19 protein-coding genes are annotated in these 21,853 nt (G+C 70.6%); 2 read left to right on the top strand and 17 right to left on the bottom strand.

The window, feature by feature from the left end; genetic code table 11:
• Positions 1-5 precede the first annotated feature (5 nt).
• Both ACWGI2_RS37345 and fmt read right to left on the bottom strand, forming a co-directional pair.
• Positions 6-1,463 carry an RsmB/NOP family class I SAM-dependent RNA methyltransferase gene (locus tag ACWGI2_RS37345; protein ID WP_453399542.1) on the bottom strand — a complete coding sequence of 486 codons (1,458 nt, stop codon included), beginning with the start codon at positions 1,461-1,463 and terminating at the stop codon, positions 6-8.
• A gap of 34 nt (positions 1,464-1,497) precedes the next feature.
• Complete coding sequence (fmt, locus tag ACWGI2_RS37340) at positions 1,498-2,442, bottom strand: methionyl-tRNA formyltransferase (protein ID WP_453700278.1); 945 nt, start codon at positions 2,440-2,442, stop codon at positions 1,498-1,500.
• A 415-nt stretch (positions 2,443-2,857) separates the two neighbouring features.
• On the opposite strand from fmt, the gene ACWGI2_RS37335 reads away from it, so the two are divergent.
• Positions 2,858-3,406, top strand: coding sequence for a hypothetical protein (locus tag ACWGI2_RS37335; protein WP_453399540.1), 549 nt, complete (start codon positions 2,858-2,860; stop codon positions 3,404-3,406).
• Positions 3,407-3,836: 430 nt separating this feature from the next.
• On the opposite strand, the gene ACWGI2_RS37330 is transcribed toward ACWGI2_RS37335, so the two are convergent.
• The 14 genes from ACWGI2_RS37330 to pyrR form a co-directional block, all read right to left on the bottom strand.
• Positions 3,837-5,984, bottom strand: coding sequence for a primosomal protein N' (locus ACWGI2_RS37330; RefSeq protein WP_453700276.1), 2,148 nt, complete (start codon positions 5,982-5,984; stop codon positions 3,837-3,839).
• A 113-nt stretch (positions 5,985-6,097) separates the two neighbouring features.
• Positions 6,098-7,306 (bottom strand): methionine adenosyltransferase, encoded by a 1,209-nt coding sequence (gene metK / locus ACWGI2_RS37325; protein ID WP_453399538.1) that lies wholly within the window; start codon positions 7,304-7,306, stop codon positions 6,098-6,100.
• Positions 7,307-7,612: 306 nt separating this feature from the next.
• Positions 7,613-8,842, bottom strand: coding sequence for a bifunctional phosphopantothenoylcysteine decarboxylase/phosphopantothenate--cysteine ligase CoaBC (gene coaBC / locus ACWGI2_RS37320; protein ID WP_453700275.1), 1,230 nt, complete (start codon positions 8,840-8,842; stop codon positions 7,613-7,615).
• A 128-nt stretch (positions 8,843-8,970) separates the two neighbouring features.
• The gene (gene rpoZ / locus ACWGI2_RS37315; protein ID WP_005319902.1) at positions 8,971-9,243 is read right to left on the bottom strand and encodes a DNA-directed RNA polymerase subunit omega; all 273 of its coding nucleotides are present in this window, start codon (positions 9,241-9,243) and stop codon (positions 8,971-8,973) included.
• A gap of 83 nt (positions 9,244-9,326) precedes the next feature.
• Positions 9,327-9,920 carry a guanylate kinase gene (gene gmk / locus ACWGI2_RS37310; RefSeq protein WP_453399536.1) on the bottom strand — a complete coding sequence of 198 codons (594 nt, stop codon included), beginning with the start codon at positions 9,918-9,920 and terminating at the stop codon, positions 9,327-9,329.
• A gap of 38 nt (positions 9,921-9,958) precedes the next feature.
• Positions 9,959-10,282 carry an integration host factor gene (locus ACWGI2_RS37305; protein WP_005319887.1) on the bottom strand — a complete coding sequence of 108 codons (324 nt, stop codon included), beginning with the start codon at positions 10,280-10,282 and terminating at the stop codon, positions 9,959-9,961.
• Between the two features lie 276 nt (positions 10,283-10,558).
• Complete coding sequence (pyrF, locus tag ACWGI2_RS37300) at positions 10,559-11,404, bottom strand: orotidine-5'-phosphate decarboxylase (RefSeq protein WP_453700273.1); 846 nt, start codon at positions 11,402-11,404, stop codon at positions 10,559-10,561.
• Positions 11,401-12,507, bottom strand: a complete 1,107-nt coding sequence (locus tag ACWGI2_RS37295; protein WP_453700271.1) for a quinone-dependent dihydroorotate dehydrogenase — start codon at positions 12,505-12,507, stop codon at positions 11,401-11,403. Before ACWGI2_RS37295 ends, pyrF begins: the two co-directional genes overlap by 4 nt.
• Positions 12,508-12,561: 54 nt before the next feature.
• Positions 12,562-15,870, bottom strand: a complete 3,309-nt coding sequence (carB, locus tag ACWGI2_RS37290) for a carbamoyl-phosphate synthase large subunit (RefSeq protein ID WP_453700270.1) — start codon at positions 15,868-15,870, stop codon at positions 12,562-12,564.
• Positions 15,863-17,020 (bottom strand): glutamine-hydrolyzing carbamoyl-phosphate synthase small subunit, encoded by a 1,158-nt coding sequence (gene carA / locus ACWGI2_RS37285; RefSeq protein WP_453700268.1) that lies wholly within the window; start codon positions 17,018-17,020, stop codon positions 15,863-15,865. Before carA ends, carB begins: the two co-directional genes overlap by 8 nt.
• Entirely contained in the window at positions 17,017-17,595 is a 579-nt protein-coding gene (locus ACWGI2_RS37280; protein WP_453700391.1) for a PH-like domain-containing protein, read from the bottom strand. Before ACWGI2_RS37280 ends, carA begins: the two co-directional genes overlap by 4 nt.
• 5 nt (positions 17,596-17,600) lie before the next feature.
• The gene (locus ACWGI2_RS37275) at positions 17,601-18,887 is read right to left on the bottom strand and encodes a dihydroorotase (RefSeq protein ID WP_453700267.1); all 1,287 of its coding nucleotides are present in this window, start codon (positions 18,885-18,887) and stop codon (positions 17,601-17,603) included.
• Positions 18,888-18,890: 3 nt separating this feature from the next.
• Positions 18,891-19,877, bottom strand: a complete 987-nt coding sequence (locus ACWGI2_RS37270) for an aspartate carbamoyltransferase catalytic subunit (protein WP_453700265.1) — start codon at positions 19,875-19,877, stop codon at positions 18,891-18,893.
• Between the two features lie 82 nt (positions 19,878-19,959).
• Positions 19,960-20,532: a bifunctional pyr operon transcriptional regulator/uracil phosphoribosyltransferase PyrR gene (gene pyrR / locus ACWGI2_RS37265; RefSeq protein WP_363211019.1), complete on the bottom strand. Its 573-nt coding sequence runs from the start codon at positions 20,530-20,532 to the stop codon at positions 19,960-19,962.
• A gap of 198 nt (positions 20,533-20,730) precedes the next feature.
• Between pyrR and bldD the strand changes: the two genes are divergently transcribed.
• Entirely contained in the window at positions 20,731-21,231 is a 501-nt protein-coding gene (gene bldD / locus ACWGI2_RS37260; RefSeq protein WP_135330908.1) for a transcriptional regulator BldD, read from the top strand.
• Between the two features lie 185 nt (positions 21,232-21,416).
• On the opposite strand, the gene nusB is transcribed toward bldD, so the two are convergent.
• Positions 21,417-21,851 (bottom strand): transcription antitermination factor NusB, encoded by a 435-nt coding sequence (gene nusB / locus ACWGI2_RS37255; protein ID WP_453700263.1) that lies wholly within the window; start codon positions 21,849-21,851, stop codon positions 21,417-21,419.
• Between the last annotated feature and the right edge of the window lie 2 nt (positions 21,852-21,853).

Here is a 21,853-nt window from a genome sequence, read left to right as displayed (position 1 = left end):
CTGCCTCAGGCGGTTCGCCGGATCAGCGCTAGGTACATCGCGTCCGTGCCGTGCAGGTGCGGCCACAGTTGGACGTCCGGGCCGTCACCGAGCGCCGGTACGCCCGGCAGCAGCGGTCGCGCGTCGATGAGTTCGGCGCCCTCGTGCTGCTTGAGCACGTCATCGACGACGGCACGCGTCTCCGCGAGGTGCGGTGAACAGGTGGCGTAGCCGACGACGCCCCCGACGCGCACGGACTCCAACGCCGTGCGCAGCAGCCCCCGTTGGAGCGGCGCGAAGCCGTCCAGGTCCTCCGGGCGGCGGCGCCAGCGGGCCTCGGGGCGGCGGCGCAGGGCGCCGAGTCCCGTGCACGGCACGTCCATCAGGACCCGGTCGAAGGTGCCGGGCTGCCACGGCGGCCGGGTGCCGTCGGCGGCGATGACCTCGTACGGGCCCGGGTTTCCGCGCAGGGCCTGCGCGACGAGGCGGGCCCGGTGCGGCTGCTTCTCTGCGGCGAGCAGGGCGGCGCCCCGCTGGGCGGCGAGACCCGCGAGCATGGCGGCCTTGCCGCCGGGGCCCGCGCATCCGTCGAGCCACTTCTCGTCGCGCCCCTCGACCGGGGCGTTCGCGAGTGCGATCGCGACGAGCTGGCTGCCCTCGTCCTGGACCCCGGCACGGCCGTCGCGCACGGCCTCGATCGACCCGGGCTCACCGCCTTCGCTGAGCCGCACGGCGTACGGAGACCAGCGACCCGGCAGCGCGGACTCCTCGCCCACGACGTCGAGGAGTTCATCGGCGGTGGAGCGGCCGGGGCGGGCCACGAGGGTCACTTCGGGGCGCTCGTTGTCGGCGTCCAGAAGGTCCTCGATGCCCGCACGGCCGCCGCCGAGGGCGTCCCAGAGCGCGGAGACGACCCAGCGCGGGTGCGAGTGGACGACGGCGAGATGGTCCTCGGCGTCCTCGTCGTAGGAGGGCGCGACCTTCGCCACCCACCCGTCGAGGTCGTCGGCGGCGACCTTGCGGAGCACCGCGTTGACGAACTTGGCCCGTCCGTCACCGAGTACGACGCGCGCCAGCTCCACGGAGGCGGAGACGGCGGCGTGCGTCGGGATACGCGTCCCGAGCAGCTGATGGACACCCATGTTCAGCACGTCGAGGACCGGCGGGTCGACCTCGCGCAGCGGCCGGTCGATGCAGGCGGCCACGATCGCGTCGTACGTTCCCTGCCTGCGCAGCGTCCCGTACACCAGCTCGGTGGCGAGCGCCGCGTCCCGCGCGTCGAAATCGCCCTTGTCGCGGGCCTTGCGCAGCAGCGGCGGCAGGACGAGGTTCGCGTAGGCGTCACGCTCGTCCACGGCCCGCAGCGCCTCGAAGGCGAGGAACCGGACGGGATCCTTCTTGGGGCGGCGGTGGGGCTTGCCGGGCTTGCCGGACGTACCGGGCTTGCCCTGCTTCTGGGGTCGCCGGCTGGGCTGGTCGTTCAAAGGTGCTCCGCTAATGGGTGGGGGCCGAACCTGTTCAGCCTACGTCGGTTGCACCGAGTCGCTCACCCGGGGCGATCCGCACCCCGCGCGCCCAGTCGGCGCCGCGCATCGGCTTCTTGCCCTGCGGCTGGACCCAGAGCAGCTCCACGGCGTGCGAGCCGGTGCCGACGTACACGTTGTTCTTGGCGGCGGCGAGCTCGCCGGGTGCGAGGTCGGTGCGGTCCGCGACGAGCGCGGCCTGGATGATCTTCAGCCGCTCCCCGCGGAACACGGACCAGGCGCCGGGCGCCGGGGTGCAGCCACGCACGACGCGGTCGACACGGAGGGCCGGGGCCGCCCAGTCCACCTGGGCGTCCTCGACGGTGATCTTCGGGGCGAGGGTGACGCCGTCGGCTGGCTGCGGTACGGCCTTCAGGGAGCCGTCCTCGATGCCGTCCATGGTGGCGGCGAGCAGTCCGGAGCCGGCGAAGGCGAGGCGGGTGAGCAGGTCACCGCTGGTGTCGGTGGGCCGGACGACCTCGGTGACGGTCCCGTACACCGGACCGGAGTCGAGACCCTGCTCGATCAGGAAGGTGGAGGCCCCGGTGATCTCGTCCCCCGCCATCACGGCGTGCTGCACGGGCGCGGCTCCACGCCAGGCGGGAAGCAACGAGAAGTGCAGATTGACCCAGCCGCGGGCCGGGACGTCCAGGGCGACCTTGGGCAGCAGGGCCCCATAGGCGACGACCGGGCAGCAGTCGGGCGCGATCTCGCGAAGGCGCGCCAGGAACTCCTCGTCGCGCGGCTTCGCGGGCTTGAGCACCTCGATACCGGCCTCCTCCGCGCGCTGGGCGACGGGGCTCGCGACGAGCCTGCGGCCACGGCCCGCGGGAGCGTCGGGCCGGGTGACCACGGCGGCCACCTCGTGCCGGTCGGAGGCGATCAGGGCGTCCAGGGCGGGGACGGCTACCTCGGGGGTGCCTGCGAAGACGAGCTTCATCGTTGCCTTTCGGCCTCTCGGGACGGGAACGTACGGCGAGCGCACCAGTCTATGAGCCGCTCCATCGGGCCGCTCTCCGCGGGGCCGTCTGTCCCTGGCCGTCACGCCGCGGGTGCCGCTCTCCGCGAGGTCGTCTGTCTCCGGCCGTCACACCACGGGTGGCGCTCTCCGCGGGACCATCCGTCCTCGGCCGTCACGCCGCGGGCGCCGCTCACCGTGGGGCGCCGTCCCGAGCGTCTCTCCCCGCGTGCGGCTCATCTGGGGGCGTACGCACGGCCGCGCGCCCTGTGCACATACGCACACGCCCCTGCACCGTGACCCCACACGAGCTAGCGCGTTGGTCAAGAAAGAGTTGACCACAACGGGCCGCGATGGCGGCCCGATCCTTTTCAACGCCGGTTCGAGAGGCTTGTTCATGGCCGACCACGCAACCCACGACGCCCAGGCACGGGCCAGCCTGCACCTTCTGGTGCGGGACATCGAGCGGGTCCGCCGGCAGGTGGACGCACTGCGTACGCTCACCGCCCAGCTCGGCAACGTCTACCGCCCGCGCCGCTCAAGCCCCTCCGCGGGCTTCGTCGTGTACGGGCGGGCCCCCGCCCCGACCGTCCGCCTCGCCCAAGAACTGCGGGACAGCGTCGAGACGTTGGTGACCGCCGCGGTCGACTTCGACCGCTCGCTGGGCTTCTCGTGGGACGCGGTGGGCTCGGCCCTCGGGGTCACCAAGCAGGCGGTGCACCGCCGTTACGGGGCCCGCCGGGCCACGACACAGGCGGCGGCGGAAGCGGAGCGCGCCACGGAGACGATCCCCGCCCCCGCGGCCGCCCGCCCTCCGGTCCCGGTCGGCGCCCCCCTCCCCTCGGTCCCCGCGGCCCGCGCGATGCCGACCCAGCCCACGGCAGGCAGCCCCGCCCTCCGCGAGGACCCCCGCCCCAACGCTTTCCCGGGCCCACGCAACGGCTGACCACGACAACTCGGCGGCTGCCCTACCGGTTTCCCCGGCGCGGGCAGCCGCCGTCGTTGTGGGCGGCCACCGCCGTTGCGAGCGGCCCCGTCGTCGCGAGCGAACGCCGCCGTTGCGAGCTGCCGCCGCCGGTGCGGGCAGCCGCCACCGTTGCGAGCGGCCCCGTCGTCGCGAGCGAACGCCGCCGGTGCGAGCAGCCGCCGCCGTTGCGAGCGAACGCTCCACCCGGGCAGAGGCCCCCGCCCGAAGCCACGGCTGCCTGACTGCCCCGACCGCCCCGGTCCGCCCCGCCGTACGCAGACTTCCCCACGGGCGGAACACCCCGCCCCAACCCCGAACCCGGGCACCGGACACCGGACACCGCCAGGCAGCACCCCCAGAGGAGCCACGCCCGCACTCGCCCCCGGACGGAGCACAGCAGCAAGGCGGCCTAGCCGATATCCAGCGGGTCCACCCGAATCCGCACAGGCTCCGCGGCCCCCCGCGCCATCCGCGCGGCCTGCGCCACCTTCAGCGAAGCGGCGAGCGCGGCGCCGCTCCCCGGCGGCACCCTGATCAGCACCCGCTCCCACCGCTCCCCGGCCGGCGCGGCCCCGGCCCGCCGCGTGGGGCCGGGCCCCGCGTCCGGCACCGGAACGGGCCCCAACACCGCCGCGTCCCCCGGCAGTTCGGCCGCCGCGAGAAACCCGGAAAGCGCCTCCGAAGTCCCCGCCACGGAGGCCATCCGCGACACGGGCGGAAACCCCAGCTCTGCCCGCTCGGAAAGCTCCCGCACCGCATGCCCCACGGGATCCCACCGCACAAGGGCCTGCACGGGCCGCAGGGTCGGCTCGGCGACGACCACCACGGTCCCGCCCGCCCCCTGGGGCCGCACCAGGGCAGAGGCCGCGATCCACCGCCGCAACGCATCCTCCCCGGCCCGCAGATCGGGCCGCCCCAGCATGGCCCACCCGTCCAGCAGCAGGGCAGCGGCATAGCCGCCCTCGGCGACCGGCTCCGCCCCCGGAGTACTCACCACCAGCGCGGGCGTACCCGCCACGGTGTCCAGAACCTGCTCACGCCCCGACGTCCGCACCGGCACCGCCGGAAACGCCCGCCCCAACTCCTCGGCCGTACGCCGCGCCCCCACGATCTGCGCCCGCAGCCGGAACCCCCCGCACTCCCCGCAGTGCCAGGCACCTTCCTCCACCCCGCACCAGCCGCACCACAGCCCGCCGCCGTCCCGCGCCTCCAACGGCCCCGCACAGTGCCGGCACCGCGCGGGCTCCCTGCACCGCTCGCAGGCGAGCCGAGGCACGTACCCCCGCCGAGGCACCTGGACCAGCACAGGCCCATGCTTCAGCCCCTCCCGCACCACGTTCCAGGCCAGCGTCGGAAGCCGCGCGGCCCGAGCCGCCTCGTCCCGGGCAAGGTCGCCGTCCCCCACGGTCCGTACGAGCGGCGCGGCCCCCCGTACCTGCTCACGATCGGCGACCAGCGGCGCCGCCCACCCACTCTCCACCAGCTGCGCGGCCTCAACGGTGCAACTCCAACTCCCCAGCAGAAACCCGCACTTGTCCCGCGAGGCCCGAAGCTCCAACACCTCCCGCACATGTGGGAAGGGAGCGTTGTCATCGCTGTGGCTGGCATCGCCGTCGTCCCAGATCACGACGAGCCCGAGATTCCGTACGGGGGCGAACATGGCGGCCCGAGTGCCCACGACGGCCCGAACGGCACCGCGCCGCACAGAAAGCCACTCCCGATACCGCTTCTCCTGCCCCACGTCAGCGGTGAGCAGAGCATGCTGCCCCGCCCCCATCAGCTGGGTCAGCGCCGCATCAACCCGCGCCGCGGGCCGCCCAGCAGGCACGACAACCAGTGCCCCCCGCCCCGATGCAAGAGTCGCCTGCACGGCCCTGGCGATCTCCTCGGCCCACTCGGGCCCGGGAAGGGCGGTCCACACAGCCCGAGGCGCACCCCCGGAAGCCAGCGCCCCCAAAAACTCGGCCCCATGCCCATACCGCCGCCAGGTCCCCACGTCAGGCGCGGCAGGAGCGGCAGGAGCCTCCCCCGCTGCCCGCGCCTCGGCCCGAGCATGCCGAGGCGGAACCGCCAGCTGCAACACATCGGCAAGGCTCCCCGCATACCGATCGGCCACAGCACGCGCCAACCCGAGCAACTCGCCGTCGAGCACAGGCTCAGGCGAAACGACCTGCGCGAGCGCGGCCAGCGGCCCGGAGTAGTCGGTCTCCGCAACGCGCTCCACAAGAAACCCGTCGATCAACCCCCCACCCTCACGCCGCCCACCCCGAACGTTCCGCGCCCCGGCCCCGAACCGCACCCGAACCCGCACCCCGGGCTGAGCCTGCTCGTCCAGTTCCTCGGGCACCGCGTAATCGAAGTACCGATCAAGATGCAGCACGCCCTTATCAACAAGGACGCGAGCCACGGGCAGACTCTTCGCCAACGCGGCCCCCCGCCACGTCCGAGGCTTCGCCCGCGGCACCTCGGCCTTGCGCACCGCTTCCCGAATGAGCGCAAGCTGCTCGGGGGGCTCGGCCCCGCCGCCCCCCTCAGATTTCTGATCCTCGCTGCTCACAGCAGCATTCCTACCAGACCCCACTGACACGGCCACGAGCCCGATATCCACCACGGCACGACGAAGCCCGGCTCCCCCGAGAGGAAGCCGGGCCCCGAAAAGCCAACTGCCGGTTACAGCCCCGCAGCCTTCCGCAGCGCCTCCACCCGGTCCGTCCGCTCCCACGTGAAGTCGGGGATGGCGCGGCCGAAGTGGCCGTACGCGGCGGTCTGGGCGTAGATCGGGCGCAGCAGGTCCAGGTCGCGGATGATCGCGGCCGGGCGGAGGTCGAAGACCTCCGAGATGGCGGCCTCGATCTTGTCGGTGTCGACCGTGGCCGTGCCGAACGTCTCCACGAAAAGGCCCACCGGCTCGGCCTTGCCGATCGCGTACGCGACCTGGACCTCGCAGCGGGCGGCGAGGCCCGCGGCGACGACGTTCTTGGCGACCCAGCGCATCGCGTACGCGGCGCTGCGGTCGACCTTGGAGGGGTCCTTGCCGGAGAAGGCGCCGCCGCCGTGGCGGGCCATGCCGCCGTACGTGTCGATGATGATCTTGCGGCCGGTGAGGCCGGCGTCGCCCATCGGGCCGCCGATCTCGAAGCGCCCGGTCGGGTTCACCAGGAGGCGGTAGCCGTCGGTGTCGAGCTTGATGCCGTCGTCGAGGAGGGCCTTCAGCTCGGCCTCGACCACGAACTCCCGGATGTCGGGGGCCAGGAGCGAGTCCAGGTCGATGTCCGAGGCGTGCTGCGAGGAGACCACGACGGTGTCGAGGCGGACGGCCTTGTCGCCGTCGTACTCGATGGTGACCTGGGTCTTGCCGTCGGGGCGCAGGTACGGGATGGTCCCGTTCTTGCGGACCTCGGACAGGCGGCGCGAGAGACGGTGCGCGAGGTGGATCGGGAGCGGCATCAGCTCCGGCGTCTCGTCGCAGGCGTAGCCGAACATCAGGCCCTGGTCGCCGGCGCCCTGCTTGTCGAGCTCGTCCTCGTCGCCCTCGACACGCTGCTCGTACGCCGTGTCGACGCCCTGCGCGATGTCGGGGGACTGCGAGCCGATGGACACCGAGACGCCACAGGAGGCGCCGTCGAAGCCCTTCTTCGAGGAGTCGTAACCGATCTCGAGGATCTTGTCGCGCACCAGCTGCGCGATCGGCGCGTACGCCTTGGTCGTCACCTCGCCGGCCACGTGCACCAGGCCGGTGGTGATCAGCGTCTCCACGGCGACCCGGGATTTCGGGTCCTCCCGCAGAAGCGCGTCGAGAATGGTGTCGCTGATCTGGTCAGCGATCTTGTCGGGGTGACCCTCGGTCACAGACTCCGAGGTGAAGAGACGGCGGGACACATCGCTCCCTGTGGTTGCAGCGGCTGCTGGCTGATCATTGGTGGACGGGCCGGGAGCTGCGCCCGGCGTCGTCCGAGACCAGTTTATCGGTCGCACTCGGCCGCCGGACCACGTGTCTCGCCACTTGGGAGTGCTGTGACCTGCGGCACTGCATTGTGCGGTACGACGATCGGTCTCCACCAGAGGGCCTCACGCCCGAATTTCCCGGGTTTGAGGCGCCCAGTGGGACGAATGTGGCATTCGAGCCCAGGTTTCCACCCCTGTTCTGCTGTGGCCAGGGCAGGGGGTTTCTTCTGGGGGTCACCCCTATTTTTTCAGGAATTCGTCGGCAGGCGTCGCCAGGCGTTCCACCACGAGATCCCAGACCGTGTCCGCGAGCACTTCCTTCGGGCCGTACGGCACCGCGGTCTCGCTGCCGTCCGCGCCGAGCACGACCGCCTCGTTCTCCTCGGAGCCGAACGTCTTGCGCTCGCCCACTTCGTTGACGACGAGCAGGTCACAGCCCTTGCGCTCCAGTTTGGCGCGGCCGTTGGCGAGCACGTCGTCCGTCTCGGCGGCGAAGCCGACGACGATCTGGCCGGGGCGCGGCCGGTCTCCGGCGATCTCGGCGAGGATGTCGGGGTTGCGGACCAGGGCGATCGGGGGCTGCTCCTGACCGTCCCTCTTCTTGATCTTTCCGGTCGCGTACGTCTCGGGGCGGAAATCAGCCACGGCCGCCGCCATCACCAGGGCGTCGGCGTCCGCGGACGCCTTCAGGACCGCCTCGCGGAGCTGGACAGCGGTGCCGACGGGCACGACGTCGACTCCCGCGGGTTCCGGAAGGGCCGCGTTCGCCGATACGAGCGTGACGCGGGCGCCCCGCGCTGCCGCGCTGCGGGCCAGCGCGTACCCCTGCTTGCCGGAGGAACGGTTGCCCAGGAAGCGGACCGGGTCGAGCGGCTCGCGCGTGCCGCCCGCGCTGACGACGACGTGCCGCCCCGCGAGGTCGCGGGCCAGGTCGCCGCGCGCCAGGACACGGCGTACGACCTCGAAGAGCTCCACCGGGTCGGGGAAGCGGCCCTTGCCCGTGTCCACGCCCGTGAGGCGGCCGACGGCGGGCTCGATGACGAGGGCGCCGCGGCGGCGCAGCGTGGCGACGTTCTCCTGCGTGGCCGGGTGCTCCCACATCTCCGTGTGCATGGCGGGCGCGAAGATCACCGGACAGCGGGCGGTGAGGAGCGTGTTCGTCAGGAGGTCGTCGGCGAGGCCGTGGGCCGCCTTGGCCATCATGTCGGCCGTCGCGGGGGCGACGATCACGACGTCCGCGGCCTGGCCGATCCGCACGTGGGGCACCTCGTGGACGGAGTCCCACACCTCGGTCGAGACCGGGTTGCCGGACAGCGCCGACCAGGTCGCGGCGCCCACGAAGTGCAGCGCCGACTCGGTCGGTACGACGCGTACGTCATGGCCCGACTCGGTCAGCCGCCGCAGCAGCTCACAGGCCTTGTACGCGGCGATTCCGCCGCTGACCCCCAGAACGACCTTGGGCTTACCCACCCGTGCCTCCCCGCACTTGTGTTCCCCGCACCGGGGAACGTACGACTCCATGACACACCACAGGCCCGGCAGTCGCGCTGCCGGGCCTGTGGGGAAGAACTGCAAGTGAAGAAACTCAAGCGGAGAAACTACTGAGCCGGGCCCTCGATGGCCTCGGACGTCAGCAGACCCGCGTTGATCTCGCGGAGCGCGATCGAGAGCGGCTTCTCGTGGACGTGCGTGTCCACCAGCGGGCCGACGTACTCCAGCAGGCCCTCACCGAGCTGCGAGTAGTACGCGTTGATCTGGCGCGCGCGCTTGGCGGCGTAGATCACGAGGCTGTACTTCGAGTCGGTCGCTTCGAGGAGCTCATCAATCGGCGGGTTGATGATGCCCTCGGGCGCAGTGATGGAAGAGGACACTCTCTGCCTTCCGATGGGGATTGACCTCAGGAATGACCTTCGAATGAAAATGGAAGATCAAACCGGGTTACTGAGGATGAAGATCAAACAACTTTCATCAAGGCTAGCAGCTCACGCGCTACATCCTCGACGGAGGTATTGACCAGGGTCGTATCGAACTCGGCCTCCGCGGCGAGTTCGATCTTCGCGGCGCCGAGCCTGCGCTCGATCACCTCGGGCGCCTCGGTCCCCCGGCCGGTGAGCCGGCGGACCAGCTCCTCCCAGCTCGGCGGGGCGAGGAAGACCAGCTGCGCCTCGGACATCGACTCGCGGACCAGGCGCGCGCCCTGCAGATCGATCTCCAGGAGGACGGGCTCGCCCGCCTCCAGGCGCTGAAGGACGGCGCCCCGCGGCGTGCCGTAGCGGTTGCCCGCGAACTCGGCCCACTCCAGGAGCTCGCCGTTGGCGATCAGCTTGTCCATCTCATCGTCGGAGACGAAGAAGTAGTGGACACCGTCCTTCTCGCCGGGACGCGGCTTCCGGGTGGTGGCCGAGACCGAGAGCCAGACCTCGGGGTGTTCTTTGCGCATATGAGCGACGACCGTGCTCTTGCCGACCCCTGAGGGGCCGGAGAGCACGGTCAGCCGCGGACGTACGTCCGGGGGCACGGGGGTCGTCCCCCGGGATGTTGCAGCCATGCAGCGATTATCCAGGTTCTCAGGAGTGCCTGAGAACGTCAGGCAGCGCCACCACCGAACTCACGCTCCAAGGAGGCGATCTGGTTGGAGCCGAGACCGCGCACACGGCGGCTCTCGGAGATGCCAAGACGCTCCATGATCTGCTTGGCGCGGACCTTGCCCACGCCGGGCAGGGACTCCAGGAGAGCGGAGACCTTCATCTTGCCGATGACATCGTTCTCCTGTCCCTGCTTGATGACCTCATGAAGAGAGGCGCCGGAGTGCTTGAGTCGATTCTTGACCTCGGCCCGCTCCCGGCGAGCCGCGGCGGCCTTTTCGAGCGCGGCTGCGCGCTGTTCAGGGGTAAGGGGCGGAAGAGCCACGCCTACGTCACCTCGGATGTCGAACTGTCGGATACGGACCGGTGAGGAACCTAGTCGCCCCACACCTGGTGAGCAACGTGCAACGCGCTTGCCCGTTCGCTCTCGTCGGAGACTAGCGGGCATGGCCGCCGGAGTCAGCGAGAACAGACGAAAAGTCCTGGTCAGCCTCTACCGAGGTGTGCATTTCGGGCATTTCACCCCGGATTTGGTCCGGTGAGCCATCAACGAAACGTAAGGACGTGGCCGGACACGTCGTTCGAAGACGGAAAAACACCCTCAGGCCGAGGCGACGGCCTCACGGATCTCGTCCGCGAAGCGGCTCGCGGCGAGGCGCAGACCCACCACGTCGGGACCGTGACGCAGAACACCCCGGCTGACGCTCGGCACGACATTGCGCACGGCGTCTCCGAAGACCCCCGGCAGATCCGCCGGAGTGGCACCCTGCGCCCCGATGCCGGGGGCGAGCAGCGGACCGTTGACAGCGAGGTCGTACGAGGACAGGTCACCCAGCGTGGCCCCTACGACGGCACCGAAGGACCCCAGGGGCTCCGCACCCGCGTTCTCCGCCGCCAGGTGCCCGAGCATCGTCGCGCCGATCGTGCGGCCGTCCTCGCGCACCGCGTGCTGCACCTCGGCGCCCTCGGGGTTGGAGGTGAGGGCGAGCACGAAGAGCCCGGTGCCGTTCTCGCGCGCGAGGTCGACGGCCGGCTTCAGCGAGCCGTAGCCGAGGTAGGGCGAGACCGTGAGGGCGTCGCTGAACAGCGGCGAGTCCTTGTGCAGGAAGGTCTCGGCGTACGCGGCCATCGTCGAGCCGATGTCGCCGCGCTTGGCGTCCATGACCACCAGGGCCCCGGCCGCGCGCAGCTCCTGGACCGCCTTCTCCAGTACGGCGATGCCGCGCGAGCCGAAGCGCTCGAAGAACGCGCTCTGCGGCTTGAAGACCGCGACGCTCCCCGCGAGCGCCTCGACGACGGTCCCGGTGAACCGCTCCAGGCCCGCGACGTCGTCGTGCAGGCCCCAGGCGGACAGCAGGGACGCGTGCGGGTCGATGCCGACGCACAGGGGCCCGCGCTCGTCCATGGCGTGGCGCAGGCGCGTACCGAAGGGTTCGAGGGCACTCATGCGGACTTCCTTACGTCGGCGCCGACTGCCTCGGCGAGGGTGGCGTACGAGCTCGCCCGCAGACGGGCGGCGAGCCCCTTGTGGATCGCACGGCCCCAGAAGGGCCCTTCGTAGATGAACGCGCTGTAGCCCTGCACCAGGGTGGCGCCGGCGAGGATCCGCTGCCAGGCGTCCTCGGCGTTCTCGATGCCGCCGACGCCCACGAGCGTGATGCGGTCGCCCACGCGCGCGTAGAGGCGGCGCAGGACCTCCAGGGAGCGCTCCTTGAGGGGGGCTCCGGACAGACCGCCGGTCTCTCCGTAGAGCGAAGGTTCGGATTGCAAACCGAGGCTCTCGCGCGCGATGGTCGTGTTCGTGGCGATGATGCCGTCGAGCCCGAGCTCGACGGCCAGGTCGGCGACCGCGTCGATGTCCTCGTCCGCCAGGTCGGGGGCGATCTTCACGAGGAGCGGCACGCGCCGCCCGGTGACGCTCCGGTCGGCCGCCTCGCGTACGGCGGTGAGCAGCGGCCGCAGCGACTCCGTCGCCTGGAGGTTGCGCAGGCCGGGGGTGTTCGGGGACGACACGTTCACCACGAGGTAGTCGGCGTGGACGGCGAGCCGCTCGGTCGACTTCACGTAGTCGGCGGCGGCCTCCTCCTCGGGGACGACCTTGGTCTTGCCGATGTTCACGCCCACGACCGTCTGGAAGACGGCCTTGCGGGCGCCCAGGCGCTCGGCCACGGCCGCCGAGCCCTCATTGTTGAAGCCCATGCGGTTGATCAGCGCGCGGTCCTGCACGAGGCGGAAGAGCCGCTTCTTGGGGTTGCCGGGCTGCGGCTCCCCCGTGACGGTGCCGATCTCGATGTGGTCGAAGCCCAGCATCGACATGCCGTCGATCGCGACGGCGTTCTTGTCGAAGCCCGCGGCGAGACCGAAGGGCCCGTGCATCCGAAGGCCGAGGGCCTCGGTGCGCAGCTCCTTGTGGCGCGGCGCGAGGACGGCCGCGATGAACGTGCGAAGGACGGGGATGCGGGCCGCGAGACGGATCCAGCGGAAGGCCATGTAGTGGGCCTGCTCCGGGTCCATGCGCTTGAAGACGAGGTTGAAGAAAAACTTGTACATGTACGTGTCCTCACCAGAAGGGGGACACCGGATCGGTGTCCCCCAAGTGGGCTGCTAGTCGCGGGCCGCGGTCAGATGCTCCGCGTGTTCCTGGAGTGAACGGACGCCCACGTCCCCGTGGTTGAGCGCGTCGATGCCCTGGACGGCGGCGGCGAGCGCCTGGACCGTCGTCAGGCACGGCACGGAGCGGGAGACCGCCGCCGTACGGATGTCGTAGCCGTCGAGGCGGCCACCCGTGCCGTACGGGGTGTTGACGATGAGGTCGACCGCGCCGTCGTGGATCAGCTGGACGATCGTCTTCTCGCCGTTGGGGCCCTCGCCCTCGGACTGCTTGCGCACGACCGTGGCGTTGATGCCGTTGCGCTTGAGCACCTCGGCCGTGCCGGACGTGGCGAGCAACTCGAAGCCGTGCGCGACCAGTTCACGCGCCGGGAAGATCATCGAGCGCTTGTCGCGGTTGGCCACCGAGATGAAGGCGCGGCCCTTGGTCGGCAGCGGACCGTACGCGCCCGCCTGCGACTTGGCGTACGCGGTGCCGAACACCGAGTCGATGCCCATGACTTCACCGGTGGAGCGCATCTCCGGGCCGAGGACGGTGTCGACGCCACGCCCGTGGATGTCGCGGAAGCGCGACCACGGCATGACGGCTTCCTTCACCGAGATCGGCGCGTCCATCGGCAGCGTGCCGCCGTCGCCGGTCGCCGGGAGCATGCCCTCGGCGCGCAGCTCGGCGACGGTCGCGCCGAGCGAGATGCGCGCCGCGGCCTTGGCCAGCGGCACCGCGGTCGCCTTCGAGGTGAAGGGGACGGTGCGCGAGGCACGCGGGTTGGCTTCGAGGACGTAGAGGATGTCCCCGGCCATCGCGAACTGGATGTTGATGAGCCCGCGCACGCCGACGCCCTTGGCGATGCCCTCCGTGGAGGCCCGCAGGCGCTTGATGTCGTAGCCGCCGAGGGTGATCGGGGGCAGCGCGCACGCGGAGTCGCCGGAGTGGATGCCGGCCTCCTCGATGTGCTCCATGACGCCGCCGAGGTAGAGCTCGTGGCCGTCGTAGAGCGCGTCCACGTCGATCTCGATCGCGTCGTCCAGGAAGCGGTCGACGAGCACGGGCCGCGAGGGGCTGATCTCGGTCGACTCCTCGATGTACGCGGAGAGGCGGGTCTCGTCGTACACGATCTCCATGCCGCGGCCGCCGAGCACGTACGACGGGCGTACGAGAACGGGGTAGCCGATCTCGTCGGCGATGGCCTTGGCCTCGGCGAACGTGGTCGCGGTGCCGTGCTTGGGCGCCGGCAGGCCGGCCTCCGCGAGCACGCGCCCGAAGGCGCCGCGGTCCTCGGCGGCGTGGATGGCCTCGGGCGGTGTGCCCACGACCGGCACGCCGTTGTCCTTGAGCGCCTGCGCGAGACCCAGCGGGGTCTGACCGCCGAGCTGGACGATGACGCCCGCGATGGGCCCCGCCTGCGCCTCGACGTTGACGATCTCCAGGACGTCTTCGAGCGTGAGCGGCTCGAAGTAGAGGCGGTCGGAGGTGTCGTAGTCCGTCGAGACGGTCTCGGGGTTGCAGTTGACCATCACGGTCTCGTAGCCCGCGTCGCTCAGCGCGAAGGAGGCGTGGACGCAGGAGTAGTCGAACTCGATGCCCTGGCCGATGCGGTTGGGGCCCGAGCCCAGGATGATGACCGCGGGCTTCTCGCGCTTGGCGACCTCGTTCTCCTCGTCGTACGAGGAGTAGAAGTACGGCGTCTTCGCGGCGAACTCGGCGGCGCAGGTGTCGACCGTCTTGTAGACGGGGCGCACGCCGAGCGCGTGCCGCACCTCGCGGACGACGTCCTCGCGCAGGCCGCGGATCTCGGCGATCTGGGCGTCGGAGAAGCCGTGCCGCTTGGCCTCGGCGAGCAGATCGGCGTCCAGGCGCTCGGCGGCGGTCAGCTCGTCCGCGATCTCCTTGATCAGGAAGAGCTGGTCGACGAACCACGGGTCGATCTTCGTGGACTCGAAGACCTCCTCCGGGGTGGCGCCGGCGCGGATGGCCTGCATGACGGAGTTGATGCGCCCGTCGGTCGGCCGGACGGCTTCTTCCAGAAGAAGAGCCTTGTCGCCGGGCTCGCCCACGAAGGTGAACTGCGAGCCCTTCTTCTCCAGGGACCGCAGCGCCTTCTGCAGCGCCTCGGTGAAGTTGCGGCCGATCGCCATGGCCTCGCCGACCGACTTCATGGTGGTCGTGAGGGTCGAGTCCGCCGAGGGGAACTTCTCGAAGGCGAAACGCGGGGCCTTGACCACCACGTAGTCGAGGGTCGGCTCGAAGGAGGCCGGCGTCTTCTCGGTGATGTCGTTCGGGATCTCGTCCAGCGTGTAGCCGACGGCCAGCTTCGCGGCGATCTTCGCGATCGGGAAGCCGGTGGCCTTCGACGCCAGCGCGGAGGACCGCGAGACACGCGGGTTCATCTCGATGACGATGACCCGGCCGTCCGTCGGGTCGATGGCGAACTGGATGTTGCAGCCGCCGGTGTCGACGCCGACCTCGCGGATGATCGCGATGCCGACGTCACGCAGCGTCTGGTACTCGCGGTCGGTCAGCGTCATAGCGGGCGCGACGGTGATCGAGTCGCCGGTGTGCACGCCCATCGGGTCGAAGTTCTCGATGGAGCAGACGACCACGACGTTGTCGTTCTTGTCGCGCATCAGCTCCAGCTCGTACTCCTTCCAGCCGAGGATGGACTCCTCCAGGAGCACCTCGGTGGTCGGCGAGAGCGTGAGGCCCTGTCCGGCGATGCGACGCAGCTCCTCCTCGTCGTGCGCGAAGCCGGAACCGGCGCCGCCCATGGTGAAGGAGGGACGCACGACCACGGGGTAGCCGCCGAGCTCGTCGACGCCCTTGAGGACGTCGTCCATGGAGTGGCAGATGTACGAGCGTGCGGACTCCCCGTGCCCGATCTTCTTGTTGACCTCTTCGACGACGCCCTTGAAGAGGTCGCGGTCCTCGCCCTTGTTGATCGCCTCGACGTTGGCGCCGATGAGTTCGACGCCGTACTTCTCGAGGACGCCCTGCTCGTGCATGGAGATCGCGGTGTTGAGCGCGGTCTGGCCACCGAGGGTGGGCAGGAGCGCGTCGGGGCGCTCCTTGGCGATGATCTTCTCGACGAACTCGGGGGTGATCGGCTCGACGTACGTGGCGTCGGCGATCTCCGGGTCGGTCATGATCGTCGCCGGGTTCGAGTTCACCAGGATGACGCGCAGGCCCTCGGCCTTGAGCACGCGGCACGCCTGGGTGCCCGAGTAGTCGAACTCCGCTGCCTGGCCGATGACGATCGGGCCGGAGCCGATGACCAGGACGGACTGGATATCGGTGCGCTTAGGCACGCTGGCCCTCCATCAGGACGGTGTTCATCAAAGACGTGAAGCGGTCGAAGAGGTACGCGGCGTCGTGCGGACCCGCGGCTGCCTCGGGGTGGTACTGGACGCTGAACGCGGGCTGGTCGAGGAGCTGGAGCCCCTCCACCACCTGGTCGTTGAGGCACACGTGGGAGACCTCCGCGCGCCCGTAGGGGGTGTCGGAGACCTTGTCGAGGGGCGCGTCGACGGCGAAGCCGTGGTTGTGCGCGGTGACCTCGACCTTGCCGGTCGTGCGGTCCTGCACGGGCTGGTTGATGCCGCGGTGGCCGTACTTCAGCTTGTACGTGCCGAAGCCGAGCGCCCGGCCGAGGATCTGGTTGCCGAAGCAGATGCCGAAGAGGGGGGTCTTGCGCTCCAGGACGGCTCGCATGAGGGCGACAGGGCCGTCCGCGGTCGCCGGGTCACCGGGACCGTTCGAGAAGAACACGCCGTCGGGCTTCACCGCGTAGATGTCCTCGACGGTCGCGGTGGCGGGCAGGACGTGCACCTCGATGCCGCGCTCGGCCATGCGGTGCGGGGTCATGCCCTTGATGCCGAGGTCGACGGCGGCCACGGTGAAGCGCTTCTCGCCGATCGCGGGGACGACGTACGTCTCCTTGGTGGCGACCTCCGCGGCGAGGTTCGAGCCCTTCATCTCGGGCTGCTGGCGGACCTCGGCGAGCATCACGCCCTCGTCGGGGAGCGCGCTGCCGGAGAAGATCCCGACCCGCATCGCACCGCGCTCACGCAGGTGGCGGGTGAGGGCGCGGGTGTCGACGCCGCTGATCCCGACGACGCCCTGGCGGACGAGCTCCTCGTCGAGGGTGCGCTGGGAGCGCCAGTTGGAGGGCACGCGCGCGGGGTCACGTACGACGTAACCGGCGACCCAGATCCGCTTCGACTCGGGGTCCTCGTCGTTCACGCCCGTGTTGCCGACGTGCGGAGCCGTCATGACGACGACCTGACGGTGGTACGAGGGGTCGGTGAGGGTCTCCTGGTAGCCGGTCATGCCGGTGGAGAACACCGCTTCGCCGAAGGTCTCCCCCACGGCCCCGTAGGCGCGGCCGCGGAAGATGCGGCCGTCCTCCAGGACGAGAACGGCGGGAGTCTTGGAGGCTCCCCTGGTGGAGGTCGTCATCGTGCGGTGCCTTCCGTAGTGCTGGTGTTGATCATGTTGTTGATGGCCTCGACCCAGTCCGCCTGTTCAGCGGCGTGGTCCGAACGGAAGCCCGAGTCGATGAGCTTCTCGCCGTGTTCCCAGGTGACGATCAGCAGACCGCCCTCCGCGAGGACCTTGCCCGCGATGCCCTTGTCGAGACGGGCCTCGCGCAGCTGGGCGACCGGGATGAAGAAGTCGGCTGCCCCGGGGCGTACGACATCGAGGCCCGCGTCCGTGAGCGTCAGCTCCACGCGGCTGCGGGTACCGAGGCCGTGCGCCACGATGCGGTCGAGCCACTGCCCTGCCGTGGTCGAGCCGTGGTAGCGGCCGCTGAGCTCAAGTTTCGCCGGGCCCGGCTCGCTCGGCGCGCTGGGCAGCTCGGGCAGGTCGCCCTGGAGCGTGCCGCGCCACTTCCAGCCCTCGCGCATCAGCCAGTAGACGAGCGCGATGAAGAGCAGAAGGCCGACGACCCAGCCCGCGCGAGCGGCCCAGTCCGTGACGTCCGCCGACTTCTTCTCGGCGGCGATGGCACTTGCTGCGGCGGCAGAGATCAGAGAGGTCACGCGAGCTTCCCGTCGACGAGCGTGGCGCGGCCCCGCAGCCACGTGTGCGTCACGCGGCCGGGCAGCTCACGGCCCTCGTAGGGGGTGTTGCCGCTGCGAGAGGCGAAGCCCGCGGGGTCCACGACACCACGGTAAGCCGGATCGAGAAGCGTGAGGTTCGCGGGCTCACCTGCCGAGACGGGGCGTCCGTGGCCCTTGGCCTGCCCGATCTCGGCGGGCTTGACGGACATCCGGTCGGCGACCGCGGCCCAGGTGAGCAGGCCCGTCTCGACCATCGTCTGCTGGACGACGGAGAGCGCGGTCTCCAGGCCCACCATGCCCATGGCGGCCGCGGCCCACTCGCAGTCCTTGTCCTCGTGGGGGTGCGGGGCGTGGTCGGTGGCGACGATGTCGATCGTGCCGTCGGCCAGGGCCTCGCGCAGCGCCATGACGTCGCGCTCGGTGCGCAGCGGCGGGTTGACCTTGTAGACCGGGTTGTACGAGCGGACCATCTCGTCGGTCAGGAGCAGGTGGTGCGGGGTGACCTCGGCGGTCACGTCGATGCCGCGCGACTTCGCCCAGCGCACGATCTCGACCGAGCCGGCGGTCGACAGGTGGCAGATGTGCACCCGCGAGCCGACGTGCTCGGCGAGCAGCACGTCACGCGCGATGATCGACTCCTCGGCGACGGCGGGCCAGCCGCCGAGGCCCAGCTCGGCGGAGACGACGCCCTCGTTCATCTGGGCGCCCTCGGTGAGCCGGGGCTCCTGCGCGTGCTGGGCGACGACGCCGCCGAAGGCCTTCACGTACTCCAGGGCGCGGCGCATGATCACGGCGTCGTCGACGCACTTGCCGTCGTCGGAGAAGACGGTGACGCCGGCCGCGGACTCGTGCATGGCGCCGAGCTCGGCGAGCTTCTTGCCCTCCAGGCCGACGGTGACGGCGCCGATGGGCTGGACGTCCGCGTAACCGCCTTCCTGGCCGAGGCGGTAGACCTGCTCGACGACGCCCGCGGTGTCGGCGACGGGGAAGGTGTTGGCCATGGCGAACACGGCGGTGTAGCCGCCGGACGCGGCGGCGCGCGTACCGGTCAGGACGGTCTCGGAGTCCTCGCGGCCGGGCTCGCGCAGGTGGGTGTGCAGGTCGACGAGGCCGGGCAGCAGGATCTTGCCCTCGGCCTCGACGACGGTCGCGTCGCCCGCGTCGATGCCGGTCCCCACTTCGAGGATGGTCCCGCCGTCGATCAGGACGTCCTGGGGCTCGCCGCCAAGGACCTTCGCACCACGGATCAGGGTCTTGCTCATGTCTTACTTCTCCTCGGAACCGGTGGGGCGGGTGTGGGTGACGGCGGGTTCGTTGCCGCCCAGGAGCAGGTAGAGGACGGCCATCCGGGTGTGGACGCCGTTGGCGACCTGCTCGATGACCGTGCAGCGGTCGGAGTCGGCGACCTCGGCGGTGATCTCCATGCCGCGGACCATCGGCCCGGGGTGCATGACGATGGCGTGCTCGGGCATCTTCGCCATGCGCTCGCCGTCCAGGCCGTAGCGACGCGAGTACTCGCGCTCGGTCGGGAAGAACGCGGCGTTCATGCGCTCGCGCTGCACGCGCAGCATCATCACGGCGTCGGACTTCGGGAGCACCCGGTCCAGGTCGTACGACACGTCACAGGGCCAGCTGTCGACGCCGACCGGCACGAGCGTGGGCGGGGCGACCAGGGTGACCTCGGCGCCCAAGGTGTGCAGCAGGTCGACGTTCGAGCGCGCGACCCGGCTGTGCAGGACGTCGCCGACGAGCGTGATGCGCTTGCCGCTCAGGTCCTTGCCGAGGCCCTCGTCCTTGCCGACGAGCCGGCGCCGCATGGTGAAGGCGTCGAGCAGGGCCTGCGTGGGGTGCTGGTGGGTGCCGTCGCCGGCGTTGATCACCGGGGCGTCGATCCAGCCGGAGGTGGCGAGGCGGTAGGGGGCGCCGGACGCGCCGTGCCGGATGACGACGGCGTCGACGCCCATCGCCTCCAGGGTCTGGGCGGTGTCCTTGAGGGACTCGCCCTTGGAGACGCTGGAGCCCTTGGCGGCGAAGTTGATGACGTCGGCGGAGAGGCGCTTCTCGGCGGCCTCGAAGGAGATCCGGGTCCGCGTCGAGTCCTCGAAGAACAGATTGCAGATCGTGCGTCCGCGCAGGGCGGGAAGCTTCTTGATCGGCCGGTCGGCGACCCGGGCCATCTCCTCGGCGGTGTCGAGGATGAGAACGGCGTCGTCGCGGGTGAGGTCGGCGGCCGAGATGAGGTGTCGCATCATCTGGGTTTACTCCGTCATGTGGAGGTGTGCGGGCACGCGGGCGCGCAGGGGTGTGCCCCGGTGCCCGTGGAGGGAGCCGGTGCTACGCGGAAGCGGGCTTGGCACCGAGCAGCACGGCGTCGCGGCCGTCCTCCTCGGCGAGCTGGACCTTGACCGTCTCCCGCAGCGACGTGGGGAGGTTCTTGCCGACGTAATCGGCGCGGATCGGGAGTTCGCGGTGGCCGCGGTCGACGAGGACGGCGAGCTGCACCGCGCGCGGGCGCCCGATGTCGTTCAGACCGTCGAGGGCGGCGCGGATGGTGCGACCGGAGAAGAGCACGTCGTCGACGAGGACGACGAGGCGGCCGTCGATGCCGTCACCGGGGATCTCGGTGCGGGCCAGTGCGCGCGGCGGATGCATGCGCAGATCGTCGCGGTACATCGTGATGTCGAGTGAGCCAACCGGGATCGTGCGTCCGGTGATTTCTTCGAGCTTCTCGGCGAGGCGCCGGGCGAGGAAGACGCCGCGGGTGGGAATGCCGAGCAGCACCACGTCCTCGGCGCCTTTGGCGCGCTCGACGATCTCGTGCGCGATACGGGTCAACACCCGTGCGATGTCCGGGCCTTCGAGCACGGGGCGCGCGACATCGGGTTCGTTCGTGTCGTTCGAGTCCATATGAAACGGACCTCCTTCTCCGCCTCACGGGACGGACCTTAAAGGACGTCGGAATTGCGCCATCCACGGTACCAGCACGGGCAACACCGCCGGTCACGACCCCCCTGAGAAGTGCCGGTACGGACCATTCGGCTTGACGCAGCCAAGTAACGCTGCGTAACCTCACAGTGAGTTACCGTTCTTCGTCCGGGGAGCTATATGTCCAGCGAATACGCCAAACAGCTCGGGGCCAAGCTCCGCGCCATCCGTACCCAGCAGGGCCTTTCCCTCCACGGTGTCGAGGAGAAGTCCCAGGGACGCTGGAAGGCGGTCGTGGTCGGTTCGTACGAACGCGGCGACCGCGCCGTGACCGTGCAGCGCCTTGCCGAGCTGGCGGACTTCTACGGCGTCCCGGTCCAGGAGCTGCTGCCCGGCACCGCTCCGGGCGGCGCGGCCGAGCCGCCGCCGAAGCTCGTGCTCGACCTGGAGCGCCTCGCGCACGTCCCGGCCGAGAAGGCGGGCCCCCTCCAGCGATATGCCGCCACGATCCAGTCGCAGCGCGGTGACTACAACGGCAAGGTGCTCTCGATCCGCCAGGACGACCTGCGCACCCTCGCCGTGATCTATGACCAGTCGCCCTCGGTCCTCACCGAGCAGCTGATCAGCTGGGGCGTCCTGGACGCGGACGCCCGCCGCGCCGTCGCCCACGACGACGTCTGATCCGTCAAGGGACACTTGAGCAGAAACGTAACGCCGGGGTGGCCGGAACCGATCGGGTTCCGGCCACCCCGGCGTTTTACGTACGCATCTGAGCCCTCGGGAGCCCACAGAGGCACCGGAAGCCCCCGGACATGCCAGAGGGCCCGCAGCGACGTGCTGCGGGCCCTCTGAGCGGCGTAGGAGGCTTACGCCTCGTCGCGGCGCAGACCCGGCTTCAGATCCTTGAAGCGGCCGAGCAGGCCGTTCACGAAGGACGGCGAATCGTCCGTGGAGAACTCCTTGGCGAGCTGCACGGACTCGTCGAGCACCACGGCGTCCGGCGTCTCGTCGACCCAGATCAGCTCGTAGGCACCGAGCCGCAGGATGTTGCGGTCGACGACCGGCATCCTGTCCAGGGTCCACCCGACGGCGTACTGCGAGATCAGCTCGTCGATGCGGCGCGCGTGATCCGCGTACCCCTCGACCAGCTCCATCGTGAACTCGCTCACCGGCGGCTGCCGGGTATCGGTCCGCGAGTGGCGCACCCAGTCCGCGAGGACCGTCACTACATCTGCGCCACGCTGGTCGGCCTCGAAGAGAATCTGGAAGGCGCGCTTGCGGGCCGTATTACGAGCAGCCACGG

Source organism: Streptomyces sp. NPDC054866 (assembly GCF_053610745.1).
This window is presented reverse-complemented; position numbering and strand designations above follow the sequence as displayed.

Bases quoted from the DNA above. Each gene is read 5' to 3' on its own strand.
- fmt (WP_453700278.1), bottom strand. From the start codon at position 2,442: ATGAAGCTCGTCTTCGCAGGCACCCCCGAGGTAGCCGTCCCCGCCCTG.
- ACWGI2_RS37335 (WP_453399540.1), top strand. From the start codon at position 2,858: ATGGCCGACCACGCAACCCACGACGCCCAGGCACGGGCCAGCCTGCAC.
- gmk (WP_453399536.1), bottom strand. From the start codon at position 9,920: ATGGCTGCAACATCCCGGGGGACGACCCCCGTGCCCCCGGACGTACGT.
- pyrF (WP_453700273.1), bottom strand. From the start codon at position 11,404: ATGAGTGCCCTCGAACCCTTCGGTACGCGCCTGCGCCACGCCATGGAC.
- ACWGI2_RS37295 (WP_453700271.1), bottom strand. From the start codon at position 12,507: ATGTACAAGTTTTTCTTCAACCTCGTCTTCAAGCGCATGGACCCGGAG.
- carA (WP_453700268.1), bottom strand. From the start codon at position 17,020: ATGACGACCTCCACCAGGGGAGCCTCCAAGACTCCCGCCGTTCTCGTC.
- ACWGI2_RS37275 (WP_453700267.1), bottom strand. From the start codon at position 18,887: ATGAGCAAGACCCTGATCCGTGGTGCGAAGGTCCTTGGCGGCGAGCCC.
- ACWGI2_RS37270 (WP_453700265.1), bottom strand. From the start codon at position 19,877: ATGATGCGACACCTCATCTCGGCCGCCGACCTCACCCGCGACGACGCC.
- pyrR (WP_363211019.1), bottom strand. From the start codon at position 20,532: ATGGACTCGAACGACACGAACGAACCCGATGTCGCGCGCCCCGTGCTC.
- bldD (WP_135330908.1), top strand. From the start codon at position 20,731: ATGTCCAGCGAATACGCCAAACAGCTCGGGGCCAAGCTCCGCGCCATC.